The sequence below is a fragment of the Escherichia sp. HH41S genome (genome assembly GCF_009820115.1).
Taxonomy (GTDB): Bacteria; Pseudomonadota; Gammaproteobacteria; order Enterobacterales; family Enterobacteriaceae; genus Escherichia; species Escherichia coli_F.
The window spans coordinates 46,490-69,910 of record NZ_VNXE01000033.1 but is presented as its reverse complement, the minus strand read 5'-3'; the positions used below and the strand labels follow the sequence as shown (position 1 = coordinate 69,910).

25 protein-coding genes are annotated in these 23,421 nt (G+C 49.7%); 11 read left to right on the top strand and 14 right to left on the bottom strand.

Annotation, left to right across the window (positions count from 1 at the left end; all coding sequences use genetic code 11):
* Positions 1–7 precede the first annotated feature (7 nt).
* From FQZ95_RS06820 to cyuA, 4 genes are all read left to right on the top strand, one after another.
* Entirely contained in the window at positions 8–397 is a 390-nt protein-coding gene (locus FQZ95_RS06820; protein ID WP_032185174.1) for an enamine/imine deaminase, read from the top strand.
* A gap of 71 nt (positions 398–468) precedes the next feature.
* Positions 469–1,833, top strand: a complete 1,365-nt coding sequence (gene tdcG, locus FQZ95_RS06815; RefSeq protein ID WP_000622095.1) for an L-serine ammonia-lyase — start codon at positions 469–471, stop codon at positions 1,831–1,833.
* A gap of 273 nt (positions 1,834–2,106) precedes the next feature.
* The gene (locus tag FQZ95_RS06810) at positions 2,107–3,438 is read left to right on the top strand and encodes an amino acid permease (protein WP_032185173.1); all 1,332 of its coding nucleotides are present in this window, start codon (positions 2,107–2,109) and stop codon (positions 3,436–3,438) included.
* A 27-nt stretch (positions 3,439–3,465) separates the two neighbouring features.
* Positions 3,466–4,776 (top strand): cysteine desulfidase, encoded by a 1,311-nt coding sequence (gene cyuA, locus FQZ95_RS06805; RefSeq protein WP_032185172.1) that lies wholly within the window; start codon positions 3,466–3,468, stop codon positions 4,774–4,776.
* Between the two features lie 132 nt (positions 4,777–4,908).
* Here cyuA and yhaL read toward each other — a convergent pair whose 3' ends face one another.
* Together yhaL and FQZ95_RS06795 are read right to left on the bottom strand one after the other, a co-directional pair.
* Positions 4,909–5,073: a protein YhaL gene (gene yhaL, locus FQZ95_RS06800; RefSeq protein ID WP_001306007.1), complete on the bottom strand. Its 165-nt coding sequence runs from the start codon at positions 5,071–5,073 to the stop codon at positions 4,909–4,911.
* A gap of 22 nt (positions 5,074–5,095) precedes the next feature.
* Entirely contained in the window at positions 5,096–5,797 is a 702-nt protein-coding gene (locus tag FQZ95_RS06795) for a pirin family protein (RefSeq protein WP_000633563.1), read from the bottom strand.
* Between the two features lie 104 nt (positions 5,798–5,901).
* On the opposite strand from FQZ95_RS06795, the gene yhaJ reads away from it, so the two are divergent.
* Positions 5,902–6,798 (top strand): DNA-binding transcriptional regulator YhaJ, encoded by an 897-nt coding sequence (gene yhaJ, locus FQZ95_RS06790; RefSeq protein ID WP_001041008.1) that lies wholly within the window; start codon positions 5,902–5,904, stop codon positions 6,796–6,798.
* Positions 6,799–7,004: 206 nt separating this feature from the next.
* On the opposite strand, the gene FQZ95_RS06785 is transcribed toward yhaJ, so the two are convergent.
* The 11 genes from FQZ95_RS06785 to exuR all read right to left on the bottom strand — a co-directional run bounded on the left by FQZ95_RS06785 (position 7,005) and on the right by exuR (position 13,194).
* Complete coding sequence (locus FQZ95_RS06785) at positions 7,005–7,373, bottom strand: DUF805 domain-containing protein (protein ID WP_032185170.1); 369 nt, start codon at positions 7,371–7,373, stop codon at positions 7,005–7,007.
* Between the two features lie 283 nt (positions 7,374–7,656).
* A complete protein-coding gene (gene yqjG / locus FQZ95_RS06780) occupies positions 7,657–8,643 on the bottom strand; it encodes a glutathionyl-hydroquinone reductase YqjG (RefSeq protein WP_000531185.1) in 987 nt (328 codons plus the stop codon).
* 247 nt (positions 8,644–8,890) lie between these two features.
* A complete protein-coding gene (locus FQZ95_RS06775) occupies positions 8,891–9,283 on the bottom strand; it encodes a DoxX family protein (RefSeq protein ID WP_000732238.1) in 393 nt (130 codons plus the stop codon).
* Between the two features lie 186 nt (positions 9,284–9,469).
* Positions 9,470–9,769 carry a YqjK-like family protein gene (locus FQZ95_RS06770; protein ID WP_000096086.1) on the bottom strand — a complete coding sequence of 100 codons (300 nt, stop codon included), beginning with the start codon at positions 9,767–9,769 and terminating at the stop codon, positions 9,470–9,472.
* Positions 9,759–10,163 carry a phage holin family protein gene (locus FQZ95_RS06765; protein ID WP_000785722.1) on the bottom strand — a complete coding sequence of 135 codons (405 nt, stop codon included), beginning with the start codon at positions 10,161–10,163 and terminating at the stop codon, positions 9,759–9,761. The genes FQZ95_RS06770 and FQZ95_RS06765 overlap by 11 nt, the downstream gene beginning before the upstream one ends.
* A 2-nt stretch (positions 10,164–10,165) precedes the next feature.
* Positions 10,166–10,471: a DUF883 family protein gene (locus FQZ95_RS06760; RefSeq protein WP_000031415.1), complete on the bottom strand. Its 306-nt coding sequence runs from the start codon at positions 10,469–10,471 to the stop codon at positions 10,166–10,168.
* Between the two features lie 37 nt (positions 10,472–10,508).
* Positions 10,509–10,877, bottom strand: a complete 369-nt coding sequence (yqjC, locus tag FQZ95_RS06755; RefSeq protein WP_001352920.1) for a DUF1090 family protein YqjC — start codon at positions 10,875–10,877, stop codon at positions 10,509–10,511.
* Positions 10,878–11,023: 146 nt separating this feature from the next.
* Entirely contained in the window at positions 11,024–11,407 is a 384-nt protein-coding gene (gene mzrA / locus FQZ95_RS06750; RefSeq protein ID WP_001166773.1) for an EnvZ/OmpR regulon moderator MzrA, read from the bottom strand.
* A gap of 3 nt (positions 11,408–11,410) precedes the next feature.
* The gene (gene yqjA / locus FQZ95_RS06745; protein ID WP_000422149.1) at positions 11,411–12,073 is read right to left on the bottom strand and encodes a DedA family general envelope maintenance protein YqjA; all 663 of its coding nucleotides are present in this window, start codon (positions 12,071–12,073) and stop codon (positions 11,411–11,413) included.
* Positions 12,074–12,094: 21 nt separating this feature from the next.
* On the bottom strand, positions 12,095–12,178 hold the full coding sequence (gene yqiM, locus FQZ95_RS26310) for a protein YqiM (protein WP_211180508.1): 84 nt from the start codon (positions 12,176–12,178) through the stop codon (positions 12,095–12,097).
* A gap of 239 nt (positions 12,179–12,417) precedes the next feature.
* Positions 12,418–13,194: a transcriptional regulator ExuR gene (exuR, locus tag FQZ95_RS06740; protein ID WP_000406496.1), complete on the bottom strand. Its 777-nt coding sequence runs from the start codon at positions 13,192–13,194 to the stop codon at positions 12,418–12,420.
* A 295-nt stretch (positions 13,195–13,489) separates the two neighbouring features.
* Here exuR and FQZ95_RS06735 point away from each other — a divergent pair, with 295 nt between their 5' ends.
* The 4 genes from FQZ95_RS06735 (at position 13,490) to FQZ95_RS06720 (ending at position 18,593) form a co-directional block, all read left to right on the top strand.
* Positions 13,490–14,206 (top strand): fimbria/pilus periplasmic chaperone, encoded by a 717-nt coding sequence (locus FQZ95_RS06735; protein WP_157943789.1) that lies wholly within the window; start codon positions 13,490–13,492, stop codon positions 14,204–14,206.
* A 29-nt stretch (positions 14,207–14,235) separates the two neighbouring features.
* On the top strand, positions 14,236–14,736 hold the full coding sequence (locus FQZ95_RS06730; protein WP_032185169.1) for a CS1 type fimbrial major subunit: 501 nt from the start codon (positions 14,236–14,238) through the stop codon (positions 14,734–14,736).
* Between the two features lie 90 nt (positions 14,737–14,826).
* Positions 14,827–17,511: a TcfC E-set like domain-containing protein gene (locus FQZ95_RS06725; protein WP_160530033.1), complete on the top strand. Its 2,685-nt coding sequence runs from the start codon at positions 14,827–14,829 to the stop codon at positions 17,509–17,511.
* Positions 17,508–18,593: a CfaE/CblD family pilus tip adhesin gene (locus FQZ95_RS06720; RefSeq protein WP_160530032.1), complete on the top strand. Its 1,086-nt coding sequence runs from the start codon at positions 17,508–17,510 to the stop codon at positions 18,591–18,593. Before FQZ95_RS06725 ends, FQZ95_RS06720 begins: the two co-directional genes overlap by 4 nt.
* Before the next feature lie 87 nt (positions 18,594–18,680).
* On the opposite strand, the gene exuT is transcribed toward FQZ95_RS06720, so the two are convergent.
* Positions 18,681–19,979: a hexuronate transporter ExuT gene (exuT, locus tag FQZ95_RS06715; protein WP_001298326.1), complete on the bottom strand. Its 1,299-nt coding sequence runs from the start codon at positions 19,977–19,979 to the stop codon at positions 18,681–18,683.
* A gap of 482 nt (positions 19,980–20,461) precedes the next feature.
* Here exuT and uxaC point away from each other — a divergent pair, with 482 nt between their 5' ends.
* Together uxaC and uxaA are read left to right on the top strand one after the other, a co-directional pair.
* The gene (gene uxaC, locus FQZ95_RS06710) at positions 20,462–21,874 is read left to right on the top strand and encodes a glucuronate isomerase (protein WP_000187442.1); all 1,413 of its coding nucleotides are present in this window, start codon (positions 20,462–20,464) and stop codon (positions 21,872–21,874) included.
* Positions 21,875–21,888: 14 nt separating this feature from the next.
* Positions 21,889–23,376 (top strand): altronate dehydratase, encoded by a 1,488-nt coding sequence (gene uxaA / locus FQZ95_RS06705; protein ID WP_001199376.1) that lies wholly within the window; start codon positions 21,889–21,891, stop codon positions 23,374–23,376.
* The last annotated feature ends 45 nt before the right edge of the window (positions 23,377–23,421 follow it).

Genomic DNA, 23,421 nt, shown 5'->3' with positions numbered 1-23,421 from the left:
AGGATGTATGAAAAAGATTATCGAAACGCAACGTGCCCCAGGCGCAATCGGCCCTTATGTTCAGGGTGTTGATTTAGGCAGCATGGTCTTCACCTCCGGGCAAATTCCGGTTTGCCCGCAGACATGTGAGATCCCGGCTGATGTGCAAGATCAGGCGCGTTTAAGCCTCGAAAACGTCAAAGCGATCGTGGTTGCTGCCGGGCTGAGCGTGGGTGATATCATCAAGATGACCGTGTTCATCACCGATCTGAATGATTTTGCCACCATCAATGAAGTCTATAAGCAGTTCTTCGATGAGCATCAGGCGACCTACCCGACCCGGAGCTGTGTGCAGGTCGCGCGTTTGCCGAAAGATGTGAAGCTGGAAATTGAAGCCATCGCAGTACGTAGTGCGTAAAGCCTCGTGAGCGGGACGGTCGCAAGGTCGTTCCGCTCCACTTCACTGAACGGCAATCCGAGGGTGTGGATATGATTAGTGCATTCGATATTTTCAAAATTGGGATTGGACCCTCCAGTTCGCATACCGTGGGGCCGATGAATGCCGGGAAAAGTTTTATTGATCGGCTGGAAAATAGCGGCTTATTAACCGCGACGAGCCATATTATGGTCGATCTGTACGGGTCGTTGTCACTGACGGGCAAAGGCCATGCCACGGATGTCGCCATCATCATGGGACTAGCAGGAAACAGTCCGCAGGATGTTGTTATTGATGAGATCCCTGCATTTATTGAGTTAGTGACGCGCAGCGGGCGGTTGCCGGTGGCTTCTGGGGCGCATGTTGTTGATTTTCCTGTAGCAAAGAACATTGTTTTCCATCCTGAAATGTTGCCTCGTCATGAGAACGGGATGCGGATTACTGCCTGGAATGGGCAGAAAGAGCTATTAAGCAAAACTTACTACTCAGTCGGTGGCGGATTTATCGTTGAAGAAGAACACTTCGGTCTGTCGCACGATGTCGAAACCCTCGTACCTTACGATTTTCACTCAGCAGGTGAACTGCTGAAAATGTGTGATTACAACGGCCTGTCTATTTCTGGCCTAATGATGCACAACGAGCTGGCGCTGCGCAGCAAAGCGGAAATTGATGCCGGGTTTGCCCGTATCTGGCAAGTGATGCATGACGGCATTGAACGCGGGATGAATACCGAAGGCGTGCTGCCAGGACCGCTTAATGTGCCTCGTCGTGCCGTTGCGTTGCGTCGCCAGCTGGTTTCCAGCGATAACATCTCTAACGATCCGATGAACGTCATCGACTGGATCAACATGTACGCGCTGGCAGTGAGTGAAGAAAACGCAGCCGGTGGGCGCGTAGTAACAGCGCCGACCAATGGGGCGTGCGGCATTATTCCGGCTGTGCTGGCTTATTATGATAAGTTCCGTCGCCCAGTAAATGAGCGGTCGATTGCCCGCTATCTACTGGCAGCGGGGGCTATTGGCGCGCTGTATAAAATGAACGCTTCCATCTCTGGCGCGGAAGTCGGCTGTCAGGGGGAAATTGGCGTGGCCTGTTCAATGGCGGCGGCAGGGTTAACTGAACTACTGGGCGGCAGTCCTGCGCAGGTATGCAATGCGGCGGAAATTGCTATGGAGCATAACCTTGGGCTGACCTGCGATCCGGTTGCCGGACAGGTGCAAATCCCATGTATTGAACGTAATGCCATTAATGCCGTGAAAGCAGTAAACGCTGCGCGGATGGCGATGCGCCGCACCTCGGCACCGCGTGTTTCACTCGATAAAGTGATCGAGACGATGTATGAAACCGGCAAAGATATGAACGATAAATACCGCGAAACATCACGCGGAGGACTGGCCATTAAAGTGGTCTGCGGCTGACATTGCTGTCAGCTTTCATCCTTGGGTGCACAAATGTGCACCTTTTTTTGTGATCTGCCGCAAATAGAGAATGAATATTCTCTTGCGGTTAATTTAGTAGAAAATTCTTATCCATCTCCGTTATTTCAAAGTCTTGATTGTGAAGATTTTCTCTGACCTCGCGCGTATCATTTCCTTATTCTAATAACTCGCCTGCAAAAATGTAGACCGCATATCGCCTTGATGCGGCTCGGAAAAAAATAATAAGCCCTACAAAATATTGAGCGAGAAATTATGGAAATTGCATCGAATAAAGGCGTCATTGCAGACGCTTCGACCCCGGCAGGTCGTGCTGGAATGAGTGAGAGCGAGTGGCGAGAAGCGATCAAATTCGACAGTACTGACACCGGCTGGGTGATTATGAGTATCGGGATGGCGATTGGCGCGGGGATTGTTTTTCTCCCGGTGCAGGTCGGTTTGATGGGATTGTGGGTATTTTTGCTCTCATCGGTGATTGGTTACCCGGCAATGTATCTGTTTCAGCGGTTGTTTATTAATACGCTGGCAGAATCACCAGAGTGTAAAGATTACCCCAGCGTCATCAGCGGTTATTTAGGTAAAAACTGGGGCATCATGTTAGGTGCGCTCTATTTCGTGATGCTGGTGATCTGGATGTTCGTCTATTCCACCGCCATCACCAACGATAGTGCTTCCTACCTGCATACCTTCGGTGTGACGGAAGGGTTGCTGTCAGACAGTCCCTTTTATGGTCTGGTACTGATTTGCATTCTGGTGGCGATCTCCTCACGCGGCGAGAAATTGTTATTCAAAATTTCGACTGGCATGGTGCTGACTAAGCTGCTGGTGGTTGCGGCGCTGGGCGTGTCGATGGTCGGAATGTGGCATCTGTACAACGTCGGTTCGCTGCCGCCGCTGGGGCTGCTGGTGAAAAACGCCATTATTACGCTGCCGTTTACCCTGACGTCGATTCTGTTTATCCAGACGTTAAGCCCGATGGTGATCTCTTATCGCTCACGGGAAAAATCCATTGAAGTGGCGCGGCATAAAGCATTGCGGGCAATGAATATCGCGTTTGGCATTTTGTTTGTCACCGTCTTTTTCTACGCCGTGTCGTTCACGCTGGCGATGGGACATGACGAAGCGGTAAAAGCCTACGAGCAGAATATTTCTGCGCTGGCAATTGCCGCACAGTTTATTAGCGGTGACGGCGCAGCGTGGGTGAAAGTGGTTAGCGTCATTCTTAATATTTTTGCCGTAATGACTGCATTCTTTGGTGTCTATTTAGGTTTTCGCGAAGCAACGCAAGGGATCGTAATGAACATCCTGCGTCGTAAGATGCCCGCCGAGAAGATTAACGAAAATCTCGTTCAGCGCGGCATCATGATTTTCGCCATTTTGCTGGCCTGGAGCGCCATCGTACTGAACGCACCGGTGTTGAGCTTCACCTCTATCTGTAGCCCGATTTTCGGCATGGTAGGGTGCTTGATCCCGGCGTGGCTGGTTTACAAAGTACCGGCATTGCACAAATACAAAGGGATGTCTCTGTACCTGATTATCGTCACTGGTTTGTTGCTTTGTGTTTCTCCGTTCCTGGCATTTTCTTGATTTACCTGAAATTTTAAGGTTTTTAATATGTTTGATTCGACTTTAAATCCGTTATGGCAGCGTTACATCCTCGCCGTTCAGGAGGAAGTAAAACCGGCGCTGGGATGTACTGAACCGATTTCACTGGCGCTGGCGGCGGCGGTTGCTGCGGCAAAACTGGAAGGTCCGGTTGAACGTGTAGAAGCCTGGGTTTCGCCAAATCTGATGAAGAACGGTCTGGGCGTCACCGTTCCTGGCACGGGAATGGTGGGGCTGCCGATTGCGGCGGCGCTGGGCGCGTTAGGTGGGAATGCCAATGCCGGGCTGGAGGTGCTGAAAGACGCAACGGCGCAGGCAATTGCCGATGCCAAAGCGTTGCTGGCGGCGGGGAAAGTCTCGGTTAAAATCCAGGAACCTTGCGATGAAATCCTCTTCTCACGCGCCAAAGTCTGGAGCGGTGAGAAGTGGGCGTGTGTCACCATCGTTGGCGGGCATACCAACATTGTGCATATTGAGACGCACAATGGCGTGGTGTTTACCCAGCAGGCCAGTGTGGCAGAGGGCGAGCAAGAGTCGCCACTGACGGTGCTCTCCAGAACGACGCTGGCCGAGATCCTGAAGTTCGTCAATGAAGTGCCGTTTGCGGCGATCCGCTTTATTCTCGATTCTGCGAAGTTAAATTGTGCGTTATCGCAGGAAGGCTTGAGCGGTAACTGGGGGCTGCATATTGGCGCGACGCTGGAGAAACAGTGTGCACGCGGTTTGCTGGCGAAAGATCTCTCTTCATCCATTGTGATTCGTACCAGCGCGGCATCCGATGCGCGTATGGGCGGCGCTACGCTTCCGGCAATGAGTAACTCCGGCTCGGGTAACCAGGGGATCACTGCAACAATGCCTGTGGTGGTGGTAGCAGAACACTTCGGGGCCGATGATGAACGGCTGGCGCGTGCGCTGATGCTTTCGCATTTGAGCGCGATTTACATCCATAACCAGTTACCGCGTTTGTCTGCGCTTTGTGCCGCAACGACCGCAGCAATGGGGGCAGCCGCCGGGATGGCATGGCTGGTGGATGGGCGTTATGAAACCATCTCGATGGCGATCAGCAGTATGATCGGCGATGTCAGCGGCATGATTTGCGATGGTGCGTCCAACAGCTGCGCGATGAAGGTTTCGACCAGTGCTTCGGCTGCGTGGAAAGCAGTGTTAATGGCGCTGGATGATACCGCTGTGACCGGTAATGAAGGTATTGTGGCGCATGATGTTGAGCAGTCGATTGCCAACCTGTGTGCGCTGGCAAGCCATTCGATGCAGCAAACGGATCGGCAGATTATCGAGATTATGGCGAGCAAGGCCAGATAAACACCTGGTTTTGGGTATCGTGTCGGATGCGATGCTGGTGCATCTTATTTGGCCTACGAGTTGTGCAATTTGTTGATGTTGCTGGTTTTGTAGGCCGGATAAGGCGTTTACGCCGCATCCGGCAACCTGTCTTTACGCGGTAGCTTCATCCTCGGCTAAACGCGTTTCAGCATCCGCGACAATGGCTTCCAGTTCGCTCAACATCTCTTCATAGCCAAAATTATTGGCGGTGCGAGCCGGTTCCTTCGCCACCACGGGCTTCACCGGCTGACGCTTTTTGGCCGATTTTTTACTCATCTTCATCTCCCTGTAAAAACAACTAGACAGGCAAATCTATCAGCAAAGCGCGCAGTGGGGAATCGGCAACCAGCGTAATGTTAGCCTCGTCACGAATAAACGCCCCATCACCGCAGGTCAGCGCCGCTTTCTCTTCATGATGCGTAAGCGCATGAAATTGCCCGTGAATCGATTGCAAATACGCGCGTGGCCCATGCAACTGGAAATTCGCACTTTCGCCTTTGTCTAGCACGATATGATGCAGCCACACTTGCTGGCGCAACTGCAGGCTTCCCATCGCCCCCTCTGGCGAGGCGATTAATTGCTGCTTGCCCATATCAAGCGCCAGTTTTTGAATCAGCGGATTCTCTCGCTGCGGGCAGGCATCCAGCCAAAGCTGCATCCGTGTTAACGGTTTGTCTTTGCTGAGATTGTGTTCGCTATAGCTGATACCCGGCTGGGTAGAGAGCAGCAACGCTTCACCTGCGTAGGCCTGAATATGATTGCCTTCGCTGTCACGATACTCAGCTTCTCCATCCAGAATCACATTTAAAATATCGACTTTAGGATAGGTACGCGGCTGGAAGGCGGCACCTGGGGCCAGAACTTCCTGGTTAAGCACACGCAGGGAGGCATAACCTAACAATTTCGGGTCGAAGTAGTGTCCAAAGGAAAAAGTATACCGGGCCTGCAACCATCCGTAGTCTGCTTGTCCACACTGCCTGGCAGTTCGGGTAGTAATCATAATTCTTGACCTCTCTTTACTTCCTTTTATGGTAAGGGGCTGGACGCTACATTGTTAGCCAGATATTCTGCCCGGTATGTTCAAATTTCCTGAATGAGAACGAAATGGCCAAAGAAAGGGCATTAACGCTGGAAGCACTACGGGTTATGGATGCGATCGATCGCCGGGGCAGTTTTGCGGCGGCGGCGGATGAGCTGGGACGCGTGCCTTCCGCACTTAGCTACACCATGCAAAAACTAGAAGAAGAGCTGGATGTGGTGTTGTTTGACCGCTCGGGCCATCGCACCAAATTCACCAATGTCGGGCGAATGTTGCTGGAGCGAGGGCGCGTTTTGCTGGAAGCCGCAGATAAACTGACTACCGATGCGGAAGCCCTCGCGCGCGGTTGGGAAACGCATCTCACCATTGTGACTGAGGCGCTGGTACCGACACCCGCCTTTTTCCCGTTAATCGACAAACTGGCGGCAAAAGCCAATACCCAACTGGCAATCATCACCGAAGTGCTGGCGGGGGCGTGGGAACGGCTGGAGCAGGGGCGCGCGGATATTGTTATCGCGCCGGATATGCATTTTCGTTCCTCGTCGGAGATTAACTCGCGCAAGCTCTATACCTTAATGAACGTCTACGTTGCCGCGCCAGATCACCCGATTCATCAAGAGCCAGAACCGCTCTCTGAAGTGACGCGTGTGAAATATCGTGGTATTGCGGTGGCGGATACCGCTCGTGAGCGCCCGGTATTGACCGTACAGCTGCTGGACAAACAGCCGCGCTTAACGGTGAGCACAATTGAAGATAAACGTCAGGCGTTACTGGCGGGGCTTGGCGTGGCGACGATGCCGTATCCGATGGTCGAAAAAGATATTGCGGAAGGGCGGTTGCGTGTCGTCAGCCCGGAATCTACCAGCGAGATCGATATTATTATGGCCTGGCGTCGTGACAGTATGGGGGAAGCGAAATCCTGGTGTCTGCGGGAAATTCCAAAGTTGTTCGCCGGAAAATAAACGATTAAGCACCTTTTACAAGGTGCTTCTGACTGCTGACAAACGCAAAACTGCCTGATGCGCTACGCTTATCAGGCCTACGCAGTCACTGCAATATATTGAATTTTGACGATTTTGTAGGCCGGATAAGGCGTTTACGCCGCATCCGGCATAAACAAAGCGCACTTTGTCAACAATCTGAAGCACCTTTCACAGGTGCTTAATTATTATTCCTGTTCCAGTTTTGGATCAGATCCAAAACGGTTTTCGCCTGGCGTCCCTGGCTGGCAGTTAAAGATGATGATAATCAGCCAACCGATAAACGGAATTAAGAACAGTAACACCCACCACGCCGAACGGTCGGTGTCATGCAGGCGACGGAACTGTACTGCCCACCACGGCAAAAACACCAGAATGCCGTAGATAGTCGTCAAAATGCCTTCGCCACCGGCGCGTTGCCAGCCCAGCATTTTATCCAGCAGCCCCAGCACGAACGTAAAGATGATGTTGACCAGAATAAACATCCAGTACTCTTTGCGCCGTGCACGTCCCCTGAAACCGACATAATTTTTTAGTACTTTCAGATACCAGTCCATTTTTGCCTCAATTTTGCTCAATCACTTGTTTTTAAAGCAGCAAATTAAGAATAGACGTGAATGAAATGGCAGTAAATATTATCTCTATGAATTAATAAGGCGCTGTGAAGGATAAGGGCAAGCGCAAAATTGCCAGATGCGCTACGCTTATCTGGCCTGCGCGGTCATTGCAATATATTGAATATACAATGTTTTGTAGGTTTGATAAGGCGTTTACGCCGCATCCGACATGAACAACACGCACTTAGCTAATTATCAGAGGCACCTCGTAAGGTGCCTTTTTTTAACCGAAGCGAACATCTCGTCCATGCGGTTCATCGAGATCCTGCCACGGACCAATTGAAATAATCCCCGTAGGGTTGATGGTCTTATGGCTGCGGAAGTAATGATTACGGATGTGATCGAAATTGACTGTTTCGGCAATTCCCGGCATCTGGTAGATATCGCGCAGGAAGCCATACAGATTCAGGTAATCGCTGATGCGGTGCTTATCACACTTAAAGTGGGTCACATACACTGGATCAAAACGCACCAGTGTGGTCCACAGGCGAATATCGGCTTCGGTTAGCTGGTTGCCGGTCAGGTAACGATGCTGACCTAAAATCTGTTCCAGCCGCGCCAGCGATTCAAACACTTTCACCACTGCCTCGTCGTAGGCTTCCTGGCTGGTGGCAAAACCGGCTTTATACACGCCATTGTTAACGGTGTCGTAAATCCAGCCATTAAGTTCGTCAATTTTCGTTTGCAGGGCTGAAGGGTAGTAATCTCCAGCTTTCGCACCCAGCGCATCAAACGCGGTATTGAACATGCGGATGATTTCCGCTGATTCGTTGCTGACAATGGTGTGGTTCTTCTTGTCCCACAGTACGGGAACAGTAACTCGTCCGCTGTAGTGTGGATCGGCGTGGAGATAAAGCTGATACAGAAACTCATGTTGATAGAGTGTATCGCCGGTTGCTCCCGGAAAACTGTCATCAAAGGTCCAGCCGTTTTCCAGCATTAACGGGTTCACTACGGAAACGGAAATAAACGGTTCCAGTCCTTTGAGTTTACGCATGATCAGCGTGCGGTGCGCCCACGGGCAGGCGAGTGAAACATAGAGATGATAACGATCTTTCTCTGCGGCAAAACCGCCTTTGCCAGTGGGGCCTGGCGCGCCATCGGCAGTGAGCCAGTTACGAAATGCGGAAGCTGAACGTTGAAATTTACCGCCGGTGGATTTGGTGTCGTACCAGGTGTCATGCCAGACGCCGTCAATCAGTTGACCCATTTTTCTCTCCTCCAATAGCAAAAACGAGGAGCGTTTCTCCTCGTTTGAGACTGATGGCAAACGCAAAACTGCCTGATGCGCTATGCTTATCAGGCCTACGAGGTTTCTGCAATGTATTGAATTTGCATGTTTTTGTAGGCCGGATAAGGCGTTCACGCCGCATCCGGCATGAACAACGCGCACTTTGTCAACAATCTGAAACGAGGAGTGTTCCCCCTCGTTTTTTATCGTTAAGTATAGCGCGTACTTACCACTTTTTATTCAACAGACGGTCGATGCTATACGCGCCCGGACCGGTAATCGCCAGCAGCAGGAATCCGCCAGAAATAGTCAGATTTTTCATAAACATCAGCGAGTTCATGCCTTCTGCAAAATTGCTGTGAAATAAAAATGCCGTCAGCAGCGTAAAGCCCGCAGTAAACAGGGCAGTGGTACGTGTCAGGAAACCGAACAGGATTGCCAGACCACCACCAAACTCAAGCAGAATCACCAGTGGCAACATAAAGCCAGGGACACCCATCGCTTCCATATATTGTTGCGTACCCGCGTAGCCAGTAATTTTTCCCCAACCTGCCGTAATAAACAGAATCGGCATTAAAATGCGTGCGACCAGTACCCCAACATCTTCTAATTTTTTCATCTTACTCTCCACTGCGCCGCTCAGGCTGCTGATTGTTTTTTTGTGCAAGGGCGCGGTATTAGCGTCGTTGCTTTCGATGGAGAGAATCATAAACGTGGCGAAGCGTGATTGTTAGCAAGGAAAACTGTCAAATATTTTCAAAAAATTTGAGGAATAAGGCCGGAATGTCTCCGGCCAGAAAGGAAGTTAACCGCGAAGCTGTTGTTGCTTGAGGGTTGTTTTCACCAGACGCCAGGCGCTCCATACACCAAAACCGCGTCTGGCCCAGCGGACCAGCATATTGGGATGACGAATCGTCCAGATAGCCATCACACTACTGCCAACCAGCGCCCAGGAGCGCAGACTCAGCAGCATATTCCAGCGACGATCATAAGCGCCTGTCGCCTCCAGCCATTCACGACGACTGGCGGAAAGATCCAGCCGTTGTTGCTGGATCTGGCTAAGCAGTTGCGCCTTACGTCGTTCACGTTCGACTTTACTGCTCACGGGACTCCTCCTCGAGCAGTTGCCGATCGTTTGCCAGCTCATGGCGCGTATGGCGCAGTAAGGTGGATTTACGCGATTTACGTAACGTCCAGATACCGCCAATGAGTGCCAGTAGCAGCAACACCACGGTGGTGGCAATCATCGCATTCAGGCGATATTGCGGATCAACCGCCCAGATAATCAGCACCATCAGGCTCATAAGACCAAATGCAGCGAAAAGCATCGTCAGGCCCAGCATCAGTAAAAGCTGAAAGAGATTGGCTTTTTCCTCTTCCAGCTCCACCACCGCCAGCCGCAGACGTGTCTCCACCATTTCAACCATGATGGAAACAATTCGCTGCCCGATGCCCAGAACGCTTTTACCGGGCCCTTGCGCGTGATGAGTGTCCGCCATAATTAACGACGCGACAGCAGAACGCCGAGCACTACACCGATTGCAGCGCCAATGCCCACGCCCGTCCATGGATTTTCACGCACATACTCATCGGCACGCGCCGCCGCGACACGGGTTTGTTTGGCAATGGCATCACCGGTTTCACCCAGGCGATAACGGCTCTGTTTCAGTGCCTGCTCCGCTTTGCTACGAATCTTACTCAACTCTTCTTTCGACTTCTCGCCAGATGAGCTAAGCACCTCTTCCAGCGTATCGGAAAGGGATTTCAACTCAGCACGCAGATGTTCCGTAGTGTGTTCTTTCGACATAGTTTTCTCCAGGTGAGTAAGTAGTGACTATTGTGAGTTAGTAGTCGCGCGCTTCCAGCTTTTTCAGCTCTTCCTGCGCTTCTGCCAGTTTCCGTTCGCGTTTGGCAATCTTATCGGCATCGCCTTTTTGCTTCGCCTCGGCTAAATCTTGCTGGCGTTCCGCCACCTCATCTTTCTGCTTTGCGATTTTCTTCTGATGATCGGCACGCAGCTGGCTATCTGAACAGTTGGCCCGGACTTCACTCAGGGCTTTATTCAGACCGTCAATACGATTCTGGTTTTGGTGTTTTTCGGCATAGCTGATCTCCTTAAGGATATTTTGCTCCTTTTCCTGACACAGGGTAGTGGCATAACTACCGGTACTAAGAGCAAAAAGAGAAACAGCTAAAGCGATGCGGTATTTCATTCTTGAACCTTCCATTGTGATTCGGACCTATTACAAAGGAACGATTGTCCAGACAACGAAGCGGTAGTGTTGACCACCGCCTCATTAATCATAGACAGTTACGGTGAAATCACCAAAGTGAGTGATCTGTTTCGGATAACAGGAAGTTATCCGAAGCGATGAGAGTTATCCCGCAATCGGGTTAGCCACTGCATAGCCTGACTATTATTGTCCTGCTGCGCAATGATGTAGCCATGGGGCAATGTTCTGTCGAGAACCGCTTTTGCTGCGGCACTCTGGTCGCTGGAGTCAAACGTAATTAACAGAGTGTCGTTTTTAGGGGTGATGCTTTTGAAAGGAATGCCGTGAGCGTCAAGGTGATGCCAGATTGAAAAACCGTCTGGCATCGTTGTGCCTTGATGAACGGCACGAATCGCCAGCGTAGACTCTTGCTGGCGAACCGCGGACCAGGCCAGCAACAGCGTGCCGACCAGAAGTAAAACAGCGCCGGACCAGGTTAGCTGGCGAAGCGACATGCGAGGTATTTGCATCCCTTACCCCCGATTTCCATATTTCTTTTTCCATAACACGACCAGAGAACCTGCCAGGCCAAACACCAGCAGCACCACCGGGAGCAGCATCAGGCATGACATCAGCTGGTCCTCGTACTTTAAAAATACCGGCGTTTTGCCGAGCATGTAACCCAGAGTTGTCAGGATTAATACCCACAGCAGACCGCTCATCCAGTTGAAGAACTGAAAGCGCGCGTTATTCAGCCCTGATAACCCGGCAATCGTCGGCAGCAGTGTTCTGACAAACGCAATAAAGCGACCAATTAACAGCGCCGATAAACCGTGTTTATGAAAAAGATGGTGTGCGCGTTGATGATAATGCGCGGGTAAATGAGATAGCCAGTTTTGTACGGTGCGGGTATTGCCCAGCCATCGCCCCTGAATATAGCTGACCCAGCAGCCGAGGCTGGCGGCAACGGTCAGTAGCAGAATCGTTTGCGGATAGCCCATCGCGCCTTTCGCAATCAATACGCCGACCAACACCAGTAAACTGTCGCCTGGTAAAAAGGCCGCCGGAAGCAAGCCGTTTTCAAGGAACAAAATTACAAATAAAACAAAATAGAGCATGCCAATCATCGACGGATTGGCCAGGGTTTCAAAATCCTGCGCCCACAGGGCTTGCAGCAATTGGGTCAAAAGTTCCATTCATTATTCCTGGTGAATCGGTTAACGCCACGCTGGTTTTAAAAGATGCACTACCGCAATGTTATTGCTGTTTTGGTATGTTCTGCGGGTTTGATACATCAACACAGCCTGAACTATTCCCTGTTAAATCGTGAGATAAGAAAGCATTCAAAAGCATAAATTCAAATTGAATCTAATTGTAACAAAGGTCAACGTTGTTCGTTATCAAAATTACATGTCCGTGGTGTCTGATTTTGCTGAATGCAGGGGAGGGTGGCGAGAGGATTTACACAGGCTGACACTTTATACTTTTCGCTTACCGACGAGGCAAACAGGCGCGTCGTTGCGCCTGCCGAATGGGGATTTCATTTGCTGCCGCTGGTGGCCGTATCAAGATGCACAACGGGATTTTCGGCGAACAGATAGCGGTCGGCATTGAACTCGAAATCGTCGCTGGTTTCGTTAAATAACATGATCTTGGTGTTTTCCAGATGCTGCCACATTGCCAGCTTCGCGGCATGGGGATCTTTGCGAATTAACGCTTTGAGGATCTGATCGTGGTCATCGCACCAGTTATCGACAGTACGGGCATCAATATGCTCGTGCAGTTTTTTCCAGTATGGGTTATGGCTACGTTGGGTCCACATTTTTTCAACGATGGCTGCCAGGGCGGAGTTCTGCGTCGCCAGGGCAACCTGAATATGGAACTGTAAATCCCATTCGGAATCACGGAAGCATTGTTCGCCGCGCGCCTGCTCCTGGATGGCCATCAGTTTCATGATGTCCTGTTTAGTTACCTGGGTCGCTGCGAACTCGGCAATATTACTTTCGATGAGCTGACGTGCCTGAAGCAGCTCAAACGGACCGTAATTGGCGAATTCCATATTAGTGTCAGCCGACTGCTGATGGCGCGGCTGGTTGGAAACCACATGAATACCCGAGCCTTTACGCACCTCTACATAGCCTTCAACTTCAAGCATGATGATGGCTTCACGAACCACGGTGCGACTGACGTTTTTTTCATCGGCAATAAAGCGCTCAGCAGGCAGTTTATCACCCACCAGATAGACGCCCTGTTCGATGCGCTCTTTCAGATCAGCGGCAAGTTGTTGATACAAACGGCGTGGTTCAGTGATTTCCATATGCGTCTCCCGGAGTGGAATGCGGACAAAGTTATCATACCACTTTATTCAAGGGTATGCCATCGTTCATATATAATTATGGTGATTGAATTAATATAATAAATTAATATTGTGAATATTTATAAATTCCTAAAAATTAAGTGTTGCCATTGTGAAAATCACTATGTTTCAGTAACTTAATTCTTTACTTTTAAATTTAATCTTCACTAAAAATGCTTTTTTATATTGACTTACAATAGGTCTACATTTCTAATGCACTAACTTTTTGGAAACAATACTATAAGATCAAATTTATATGGTGGCGAAAATTAACTTCTTATCACGGCTTACGCCGCTTTTATTCGTGTTCGCTCCTTTTTTTGCACAGTCAAATATGACTGTTTATCCTATGGCTGTTTCCATTAATAGCCTGGGTGAAGGCAACGTTCGCGTTATATCTAAAAGTAATGAAGTTCAGTATATTAAGGCGACAGTATTCCGTATCGATAATCCATCGACGCCTCAGGAAAATGAAGTTGAGATTAAATCCGGTGATGCAAATCATCTGGTTGTGATGCCACCCAAATTCGCCTTACCAGCCGGTAGTAGCAAAACCGTGCGCTTTGTCGCGATGGAACCAGAGCAAAAAGAGAAAAACTATCGCGTTAAATTTGAAGCGGTTCCCAGTATTGATGACGTTGACACGGATAAAAAAGATCTCTCTATGCAGTTAACAGTTAATTTAATTTGGGGGATTGTTGTTAGTGTTCCACCTCAGCAACCTATTGCTAAGTTAGAAGTAAGCCCTGCCCAAAAATTATTAAATGCAGGGAATCAGCGCTTGAAAATTTTAACGATCGCTTATTGTAAAAATAATAGCAAAAATAATTGCAAGATACAGACCGTCAATAAAAACATTTTCCCTGGTCAGGAAAGAAGTTTAGAAGGCATATCTGGCTACGATAAAATCGTTGTCAAATATAATAACTGGATCACCAAGGATAATGGCGAGTTTGAACTGGCGGTTCATTAATTATCATTGTAATAAACAAAGGAATAGTAATGAAAAAGGTATTCGCAAAATCTCTTCTGGTAGCGGCAATGTTTTCCGTTGCAGGTTCTGCATTAGCAGTACAAAAAGATATCACTGTTACTGCTAACGTTGATGCTGCTCTGGATATGACTCAGACAGATAACAGCGCACTGCCGAAAGCAGTTGAAATGCAATATCTGCCGGGGCAGGGCCTGCAATCTTACCAGTTAATGACCAAAATCTGGTCAAATGACACGACCAAAGACGTGAAAATGCAGTTAGTTTCTCCTGCACAACTGGTTCAAAGCCTGGACGCTACTAAAGTTGTTCCGCTGACTGTAACCTGGGGCGGTGAAGAGATTAAAGCTGATGCGGCAACCACTTTTACTGCAACAAAAATCTTTGCTTCCGATGCGTTAACTAACGGTTCGCTGGCTAAACCACTGATGTTTGCTCAAGCCACCAAAGGTGTTCTGGAAACAGGTATTTACAGTGGCGTAGTCAGCATTTATCTGTCCCAGGATATCTAATCCTAATAACAGAATTAACATGTAATAAAGGGAGGAAATTCCTCCCTTCTTTTAACTATTTTAGTATTTATTATGGATTACAGGACTGCCATGGATAAAAAACTACTGGCTCTTTTGATCCTGGCGAGTATCAGCCCGGCAAAGGCAACATTAACAAAAATCCCCGCTGGTTTCGAGATTATTGCTCAAGGACAGCAGGAGTATATCGAGGTTTATTTTGCAGGGAAAAGTCTCGGTAAATACTATGCAATGGTTAATCTTGATACCATAACATTTCTGGACTCATCGAGTTTATACAGTAAACTGGAATTGAACACCGACGATCAAAAAATCGCACGTACAGTGAAAGAAAAACTATCGCAACCGTTAGCTCGCCATGGTGAACTGGCTTGTGGCTTTGTACGTACTGATTCAGGCTGTGGTTTTCTTAATACTGAGACGGTAGAAATAATCTTCAATGATGAGGAAAGTTCAGCAACGCTCTTTCTCAATCCGCAATGGAGTTCTGCGTTTGATACGAAATCATTGTATTTAAATCCTGACCAAAATACGGTTAACGCGTTTATACATCAGCAAGATATTAATGTGCTGGTACAGGACGATTACCAATCGTTGTCAATTCAAGGTAATGGTGCGCAGGGAATAACAGAAAATAGTTATATTGGCGCCCACTGGAATTTCAACGGTTATGATGGTGATGATATCAGTGACAGTAATGCTGATGTCAGCGATCTCTATTATCGCTACGATTTTTTACGTCGTTATTATGTGCAGGCGGGGCGGATGGACAACCGCACATTATTTAATGCACAAGGTGGTAACTTTACGTTTAACTTTCTGCCACTCGGTGCAATCGACGGAATGCGTATCGGGTCGACGCTCAGTTATTTAAACCAGACGCAAAGCCAGCAGGGAACCCCGGTAATGGTTTTGCTTTCGCGCAATTCACGTGTTGATGCTTATCGTAATGAACAACTTTTGGGGTCGTTTTACCTCAATAGCGGTTCGCAATTTATTGATACCAATTCCTTTCCGCCAGGCAGTTACAGCGTGGCGTTAAAAGTCTATGAAAATAACCAACTCACCCGCACTGAGCTCGTGCCATTTACCAAAACCGGCGGTCTGACAGACGGAAATGCCCAGTGGTTTTTACAGGCGGGGAAAACCACATCTCAAGCTTCTGATGATGAAAGTTCGGCTTATCAGCTGGGTGTGCGCCTGCCATTACATCCGCAATATGAGCTCTATGCAGGGCTGGCGAATGCAGATGATGTTAGTGCCTTCGAGTTAGGCAATAACTGGACAGCAGATTTAGGCGTGGCAGGGAATCTACTCATCAACGCCAGCGTGTTCCGTAACGATGATGGTGGCAAAGGTGATATGCAACAGGCTAACTGGAGTCAATCGGGATGGCCGACATTGGGCTTTTATCGTACCAACTCTGATGGTGATGTTTGTACAACCGACAACCGAGAAAGCTACAACGCCTTAAGCTGTTATGAAAGCATCTCCGCGACGATTTCACAGAATCTTGTAGGCTGGAACATGATGCTGGGTTATACCCGTACGCAAAATAACACGAATGACAATCTGCGTTGGGACAAACAGCAGAGCTTTGAAAATAACTATCTTCGCCAGACGACGGCGCAAAGTATTTCCGAAACTTTACAACTCAGTGCTTCCCGCGCTTTCGTGATGCGTGACTGGATTTTGAGTACTACTGTTGGTGTTTTCCATCGTAATGACAATGGGGATGATAACGACGATAACGGCTTGTACTTATCGTTTTCGTTATCTGATACGCCAACGATGGATAGCAATAACAACAGCTATTTAACCAATGTTTCTACTGACTATCGTTATAGCGATCAGGATGGCGATCAAACGTCATGGCAGTTATCTCATACCTTTTATAACGACTCATTCAGCCATAAAGAGCTTGGCGTGACCGTCGGCGGTCTGAACACCGATACCATAAACAGCGCGGTTAATGGGCGTTGGGATGGTCAATATGGAAATGTCTGCGCTACTGTTTCGGACAGTTATGATCGCCAGAATCATGATCATATCTCAGCCTTTACCGGTACATATAGTTCCACACTAGCGGTGAGTCGCTATGGCATTAATGTGGGGGCCAGCGGCTCAGATGATCTGCTGGGGGCGGTGTTGGTGGATGTGAAAGGTTTCTCTGAGCAGGATGAACAGAGTCAGGAGCTGCAACTCGAAGCGCGGGTAGCAGGCAGCAGAACATTGCAACTTGGTCAAAGCGATAGTGTGTTGTTCCCTTATCCTGGATTCCAGTCGGGCTTTGTGGAAGTTAACGACAGCAGCCAGGGTAATCAGCAAGGAACAACCAACATTATTAACGGTGCGGGTAATCGTGAGTTAATGTTGTTACCAGGCAAATTACGCTACCGAGAAGTATCAGCCAGCTTTAGCTACAACTATATTGGCCGCTTGTTATTGCCTGCTTCGGTAGAGAAATTCCCGCTGGTTGGTCTGAACAGCGCCATGTTACTGGTCGCCGAAGATGGCGGATTTACACTTGAGATTAACGGTAGCGAAAAAGAGCTATATCTCCTGTCGGGGCAGCAATTCCTTAAGTGTCCGCTGAGTGTTGTGAAGAAACGCGCCAGCATTCGTTACAGCGGGGATGTGAATTGTAGTGTCGTGAGTTATTCGCAATTACCGGAGTCCATTCAGGTTCAGGCACAGTTAAAACAGCCTAAATTACGTGGAAACGTTCAGACGGCGCAAAGGGAGGTTGCACCATGAGAAATCGATTGATTGCCATACTATTTTGCTTTTTTGGCTCAGTTGCTGGTGTGCAGGCAGCCCGAAATGTTACGGCGGATGTAACTTACGATCTGGCGACGGGGAGGGCGAATTACTATTTCTGGAACAGAGAAGATCCTCCGGCGCGCAACTACAACACTACATGGGCATGGTATCAGTGCAACTTCTCTGATATGCAGCAGACCTGCACATCATCTGGCAACACGACAAAAGTGCAGATTTACTTGACTGAAAAGCGCAGCGGTATGCGTTGGCCTGTGAAACTGACGGGCTATATGAACGCAGAAGTCTGGGATGAAGGGCCATGCAAGGGATGGAGCAAGCAACTGAATTTGACTGATGGTAATGGCTATTACTGCAAGGGTAATGATAATGTTCAACATCTTGCCACTGCAAAGCCGGTAACCCTGTATCTTGAACAAGCCGAAATGAAAAAATTACCAATCGGCGGCGTCTGGGAAGGTTCTGCTAAATTACGTTTTTCCACTCCTGGAACAGATTATGTTGCGGATATCACGCTTAATACGCTCGATCCCAACCATATCGATATCTTCTTTCCTGAGTTTGCCCACGCCACGCCACGGGTACAGTTGGATCTACACCCGACTGGGAGCGTCAATGGCAGTAACTATGCTCAGGATCTGACCACGCTGGATATGTGCCTGTACGATGGTTTTAACGGCAACGCTATCAGTTATGAAATCCAGCTTAAAGATGAAGGTCGCCCGGCTGCCGGACGAAGAGATGGCGACTTCTCGATCTATCGTCAGGGAGGAACATCGACAGATGCCTCAGAACGCATTGATTATCGGGTAAAAATGTATAACCCGGAAACGGGCGGGCAAATTGATGTGCGCAACAATGAAAATATGGTCTGGAACAATATCAATCTTAAACGTGTACGTCCGGTAGTGTTGCCCGGCATTCGTTACGCAGTGATGTGTGTCCCCACACCACTGACGTTGGTGGTGGATAAATTTAACGTGACGGCAAAACAGGCTGGATATTACATGGGTAAATTGTCGGTAATATTTACCCCATCCTTGCCAACTATCAATTAATCCTGTAACCCGGATAAACGGTTTGTTCTCTACAAACAACGAAGCCGCCTGAACAGGCGGCTTCGTCATTACAACTTACGTTAAGCCTTAATGTTGCGGTGCGGGATCGTTATGTGATTCCTGCGCCACCTCAATCGCCGGTTTGTTCTGCAACACAGTCCAGATAACCAGCGCACCCAGCAGGTCGAATACTGCCAGAACTGCGAACAGCGGGCTGAAGCCGATAGTGTCAGCCAGTGCACCGACTACCAGTGCAAACAGCGTACTTGCCAGCCATGCGGACATCCCGGTTAAACCGTTCGCCGTCGCCACTTCGTTACGACCGAACACGTCAGAAGAGAGCGTAATCAATGCGCCAGACAGGGCCTGGTGAGCAAAACCACCGATACACAGCAGCATAATCGCGACATACGGGTTAGTGAACAGACCGATCATACCTGGGCCAATCATCAGCACCGCACCCAGCGTTACTACCATCTTACGGGAAACGATCAGGTTCACGCCAAACCAACGCTGGAACAGCGGCGGCAGGTAACCACCGAGGATACAACCAAGGTCAGCAAACAGCATCGGCATCCAGGCGAACATCGCGATCTCTTTCAGGTTAAAGCCGTAAACTTTAAACATGAACAGCGGGATCCACGCGTTAAAAGTACCCCAGGCCGGTTCAGCCAGGAAACGCGGTAGCGCGATACCCCAGAACTGACGGTTACGCAGGATCTGACCAACGGACATTTTCTTCGCTGTGTCAACCTGGTGCTGGGCTTCCTGACCATTAATAATGTAGTCACGTTCTTCATCGGTCAGATGTTTCTGGTCGCGCGGATGCTTGTAGAAAATCAGCCATGCCATCGCCCAGATAAAACTCAGCGCACCGGAGATGATAAATGCCATCTGCCAGCTGTGCATCACGATTGCCCATACCACCAGCGGCGGCGCAATCATGGCACCAATCGAAGAACCTACGTTAAAGTAGCCGACCGCGATGGAACGCTCTTTTGCCGGGAACCATTCGGAACTGGCTTTCAGACCCGCCGGGATCATCGCCGCCTCTGCAGCACCTACCGCACCACGAGCAACCGCCAGGCCACCCCAGCTACCTGCCAGCGCGGTTGCGCCACAGAACACAGCCCACAGTACAGCAAACATTGCGTAACCGATTTTCGTACCCAGCACATCCAGTACATAACCTGCTACCGGTTGCATGACCGTATAAGCAGCAGAATAGGCTGCGATGATATAGGAATACTGTTGGGTGGAGATGTTTAACTCTTCCATCAGAGTTGGCGCAGCTGCCGCCACAGTGTTACGCGTCAGGTAACCAAGCACGGTGCCGAGCGTCACCAGTGCGATCATATACCAACGTAACCCTTTAATTTTACGCATGTAAAACCTCATCGTTTTGTTATATCCGCAGGAAGCGCGGCCATCATCCCGCCAGAGGCTGAAGATGTTAGTTACGACCGGGTAACCGAAAAAAAACCGGCACGCCCCGAACGTTGCCATGAAAGTTTCGTGCTAATTCGGCTTCCGTACCGGTTAACCCGATTCATCTAACAAATGAATGAATCGGCAATTTGCATTCCGTCGACTTATGATTTGCGACGGCAGAAAGATAACTTGTCATACAACTTTAAAAGGTGAGAGCCATCACAAATGTGGGAATATTTGTAGGGACATTACCTGATGACAGCGAGGCCAGTACTGGCGCGGCTTGCAGCGAGATTTACCACTTTGAGAGTAATTTTTTTAACTACGTTTATTGATCTATCTCACGAAAATATCTTCGGACTCTGGAAATTGGTGTGATAACTTTGTCAGCATCGCACCATAAGCAAGCTAGCTCACTCGTTGAGAGGAAGACGAAAATGACTCCGTTTATGACTGAAGATTTCCTGTTAGATACCGAATTTGCCCGCCGTCTGTATCACGACTACGCAAAAGACCAGCCGATTTTCGATTACCATTGCCATTTGCCACCGCAGCAGATTGCGGAAGACTATCGTTTTAAAAACCTGTATGACATCTGGCTGAAAGGTGATCACTACAAATGGCGTGCTATGCGCACTAATGGCGTGGCTGAGCGTCTGTGTACCGGTGATGCGTCTGACCGTGAAAAATTTGACGCCTGGGCGGCGACCGTTCCGCACACTATCGGCAACCCGTTATACCACTGGACGCACCTCGAACTGCGTCGTCCATTTGGTATTACCGGCAAATTGCTTTCCCCGTCTACCGCTGACGAAATCTGGAACGAATGTAACGAACTGCTGGCGCAGGATAATTTCTCTGCGCGCGGCATCATGCAGCAGATGAACGTGAAAATGGTCGGCACTACCGATGACCCGATCGATTCACTGGAGCATCACGCTGAGATCGCCAAAGACGGCTCTTTCACCATTAAAGTGCTACCGAGCTGGCGTCCGGACAAAGCCTTCAACATCGAACAGGCGACCTTTAACGACTACATGGCGAAGCTGGGTGAAGTCTCTGATACCGACATCCGCCGCTTTGCTGATCTGCAAACTGCCCTGACCAAACGTCTGGATCACTTCGCCGCTCACGGCTGTAAAGTGTCTGACCACGCGCTGGACGTGGTGATGTTTGCTGAAGCGAACGAAGCGGAACTGGACAGCATTCTGGCGCGCCGTCTGGCAGGCGAAACCCTGAGCGAGCACGAAGTGGCACAGTTCAAAACTGCGGTGCTGGTGTTCCTTGGTGCCGAATACGCACGTCGCGGCTGGGTACAGCAGTACCACATCGGCGCACTGCGTAATAACAACCTGCGTCAGTTCAAACTGCTGGGGCCGGATGTAGGCTTTGACTCCATCAACGACCGTCCGATGGCGGAAGAACTGTCTAAGCTGCTGAGCAAACAGAACGAAGAAAACCTGCTGCCGAAAACTATTCTGTACTGCCTGAACCCACGCGATAACGAAGTACTGGGTACCATGATCGGTAACTTCCAGGGCGAAGGAATGCCAGGCAAAATGCAGTTCGGTTCCGGCTGGTGGTTTAACGATCAGAAAGACGGTATGGAACGTCAGATGACCCAACTGGCGCAGCTCGGTCTGCTGAGCCGCTTTGTCGGTATGCTGACTGACAGCCGTAGCTTCTTGTCATACACCCGTCACGAATACTTCCGTCGCATTCTGTGCCAGATGATTGGCCGCTGGGTGGAAGCGGGCGAAGCACCGGCGGACATCAACCTGCTGGGCGAGATGGTGAAAAATATTTGCTTTAACAATGCGCGTGACTACTTCGCCATTGAACTGAACTAAGGTCTGGGGTTGATATGCAATACATCAAGATCCATGCGCTGGATAACGTCGCGGTTGCTTTAGCAGATTTGGCGGAAGGCACAGAAGTCAGTGTCGATAACCAGACTGTTACGCTGCGCCAGGATGTTGCTCGTGGACATAAATTTGCGTTAACGGATATCGCAAAAGGGGCCAACGTCATTAAATATGGCCTGCCGATTGGTTATGCATTGGCGGATATTGCGGCGGGGGAACACGTTCACGCCCACAATACGCGCACGAATCTGAGCGATCTGGATCAGTATCGCTATCAACCTGATTTTCAGGATCTGCCTGCGCAAGCGGCAGATCGTGAAGTGCAGATCTATCGTCGCGCGAACGGCGATGTCGGGGTGCGTAATGAGCTGTGGATCCTGCCAACCGTGGGTTGTGTTAACGGCATCGCGCGGCAGATCCAGAACCGTTTCCTGAAAGAGACCAACAACGCCGAAGGTACTGACGGCGTGTTCCTCTTCAGCCACACCTACGGCTGCTCGCAGCTGGGCGACGATCACATCAATACCCGCACCATGCTGCAAAACATGGTGCGCCACCCGAACGCAGGCGCCGTGTTGGTCATTGGTCTGGGATGTGAAAACAACCAGGTTGCCGCATTCCGTGAAACGCTGGGTGATATCGATCCTGAACGCGTTCATTTCATGATCTGCCAACAGCAGGATGATGAGATCGAAGCCGGGATCGAGCATTTGCATCAGTTGTATAACGTAATGCGCAACGACAAGCGTGAGCCAGGCAAACTCAGCGAACTGAAGTTTGGTCTGGAGTGCGGTGGTTCTGACGGTCTTTCTGGTATTACTGCTAACCCGATGCTGGGGCGTTTCTCTGACTACGTGATTGCTAACGGCGGTACTACCGTACTGACCGAAGTGCCGGAGATGTTTGGCGCAGAGCAGTTGCTGATGGACCATTGCCGCGACGAAGCAACGTTTGAAAAACTGGTCACTATGGTCAACGACTTCAAACAGTACTTTATTGCCCATGACCAGCCGATCTATGAAAACCCATCGCCGGGGAACAAAGCGGGCGGTATCACCACGCTGGAAGACAAATCACTTGGCTGTACCCAGAAAGCGGGTTCCAGCGTCGTGGTTGACGTGCTGCGTTACGGCGAGCGTCTGAAAACGCCGGGGCTGAACTTGTTAAGTGCGCCGGGTAACGATGCCGTAGCGACCAGCGCCCTGGCGGGTGCGGGCTGCCATATGGTGCTGTTCAGTACGGGTCGTGGCACGCCGTATGGTGGATTTGTGCCGACGGTGAAAATCGCCACCAACAGTGAACTGGCGGCGAAGAAAAAACACTGGATCGACTTTGACGCGGGTCAGCTGATCCACGGTAAAGCGATGCCGCAGTTGCTGGAAGAATTCATCGATACCATCGTTGAGTTTGCCAACGGTAAGCAAACCTGTAACGAGCGTAACGACTTCCGTGAACTGGCGATCTTTAAAAGCGGCGTAACGCTATAAAGTCGAAATGAGTTGTTAATAAAAAACGGCGTTTCATAATGTGAA

Excerpts from the sequence above, each read along its gene's own strand:
- exuR (WP_000406496.1), bottom strand. The coding sequence starts at position 13,194 with ATGGAAATCACTGAACCACGCCGTTTGTATCAACAACTTGCCGCTGAT.
- yqjG (WP_000531185.1), bottom strand. The coding sequence starts at position 8,643 with ATGGGTCAACTGATTGACGGCGTCTGGCATGACACCTGGTACGACACC.
- FQZ95_RS06735 (WP_157943789.1), top strand. The coding sequence starts at position 13,490 with ATGGTGGCGAAAATTAACTTCTTATCACGGCTTACGCCGCTTTTATTC.
- yqjC (WP_001352920.1), bottom strand. The coding sequence starts at position 10,877 with ATGAAATACCGCATCGCTTTAGCTGTTTCTCTTTTTGCTCTTAGTACC.
- uxaA (WP_001199376.1), top strand. The coding sequence starts at position 21,889 with ATGCAATACATCAAGATCCATGCGCTGGATAACGTCGCGGTTGCTTTA.
- FQZ95_RS06765 (WP_000785722.1), bottom strand. The coding sequence starts at position 10,163 with ATGGCGGACACTCATCACGCGCAAGGGCCCGGTAAAAGCGTTCTGGGC.
- FQZ95_RS06775 (WP_000732238.1), bottom strand. The coding sequence starts at position 9,283 with ATGAAAAAATTAGAAGATGTTGGGGTACTGGTCGCACGCATTTTAATG.
- FQZ95_RS06725 (WP_160530033.1), top strand. The coding sequence starts at position 14,827 with ATGGATAAAAAACTACTGGCTCTTTTGATCCTGGCGAGTATCAGCCCG.
- uxaC (WP_000187442.1), top strand. The coding sequence starts at position 20,462 with ATGACTCCGTTTATGACTGAAGATTTCCTGTTAGATACCGAATTTGCC.
- FQZ95_RS06730 (WP_032185169.1), top strand. The coding sequence starts at position 14,236 with ATGAAAAAGGTATTCGCAAAATCTCTTCTGGTAGCGGCAATGTTTTCC.
- FQZ95_RS06795 (WP_000633563.1), bottom strand. The coding sequence starts at position 5,797 with ATGATTACTACCCGAACTGCCAGGCAGTGTGGACAAGCAGACTACGGA.
- yhaJ (WP_001041008.1), top strand. The coding sequence starts at position 5,902 with ATGGCCAAAGAAAGGGCATTAACGCTGGAAGCACTACGGGTTATGGAT.
- exuT (WP_001298326.1), bottom strand. The coding sequence starts at position 19,979 with ATGCGTAAAATTAAAGGGTTACGTTGGTATATGATCGCACTGGTGACG.
- cyuA (WP_032185172.1), top strand. The coding sequence starts at position 3,466 with ATGTTTGATTCGACTTTAAATCCGTTATGGCAGCGTTACATCCTCGCC.
- yhaL (WP_001306007.1), bottom strand. The coding sequence starts at position 5,073 with ATGAGTAAAAAATCGGCCAAAAAGCGTCAGCCGGTGAAGCCCGTGGTG.
- tdcG (WP_000622095.1), top strand. The coding sequence starts at position 469 with ATGATTAGTGCATTCGATATTTTCAAAATTGGGATTGGACCCTCCAGT.
- FQZ95_RS06720 (WP_160530032.1), top strand. The coding sequence starts at position 17,508 with ATGAGAAATCGATTGATTGCCATACTATTTTGCTTTTTTGGCTCAGTT.
- FQZ95_RS06785 (WP_032185170.1), bottom strand. The coding sequence starts at position 7,373 with ATGGACTGGTATCTGAAAGTACTAAAAAATTATGTCGGTTTCAGGGGA.
- FQZ95_RS06760 (WP_000031415.1), bottom strand. The coding sequence starts at position 10,471 with ATGTCGAAAGAACACACTACGGAACATCTGCGTGCTGAGTTGAAATCC.
- FQZ95_RS06820 (WP_032185174.1), top strand. The coding sequence starts at position 8 with ATGAAAAAGATTATCGAAACGCAACGTGCCCCAGGCGCAATCGGCCCT.
- yqjA (WP_000422149.1), bottom strand. The coding sequence starts at position 12,073 with ATGGAACTTTTGACCCAATTGCTGCAAGCCCTGTGGGCGCAGGATTTT.
- FQZ95_RS06810 (WP_032185173.1), top strand. The coding sequence starts at position 2,107 with ATGGAAATTGCATCGAATAAAGGCGTCATTGCAGACGCTTCGACCCCG.
- mzrA (WP_001166773.1), bottom strand. The coding sequence starts at position 11,407 with ATGCAAATACCTCGCATGTCGCTTCGCCAGCTAACCTGGTCCGGCGCT.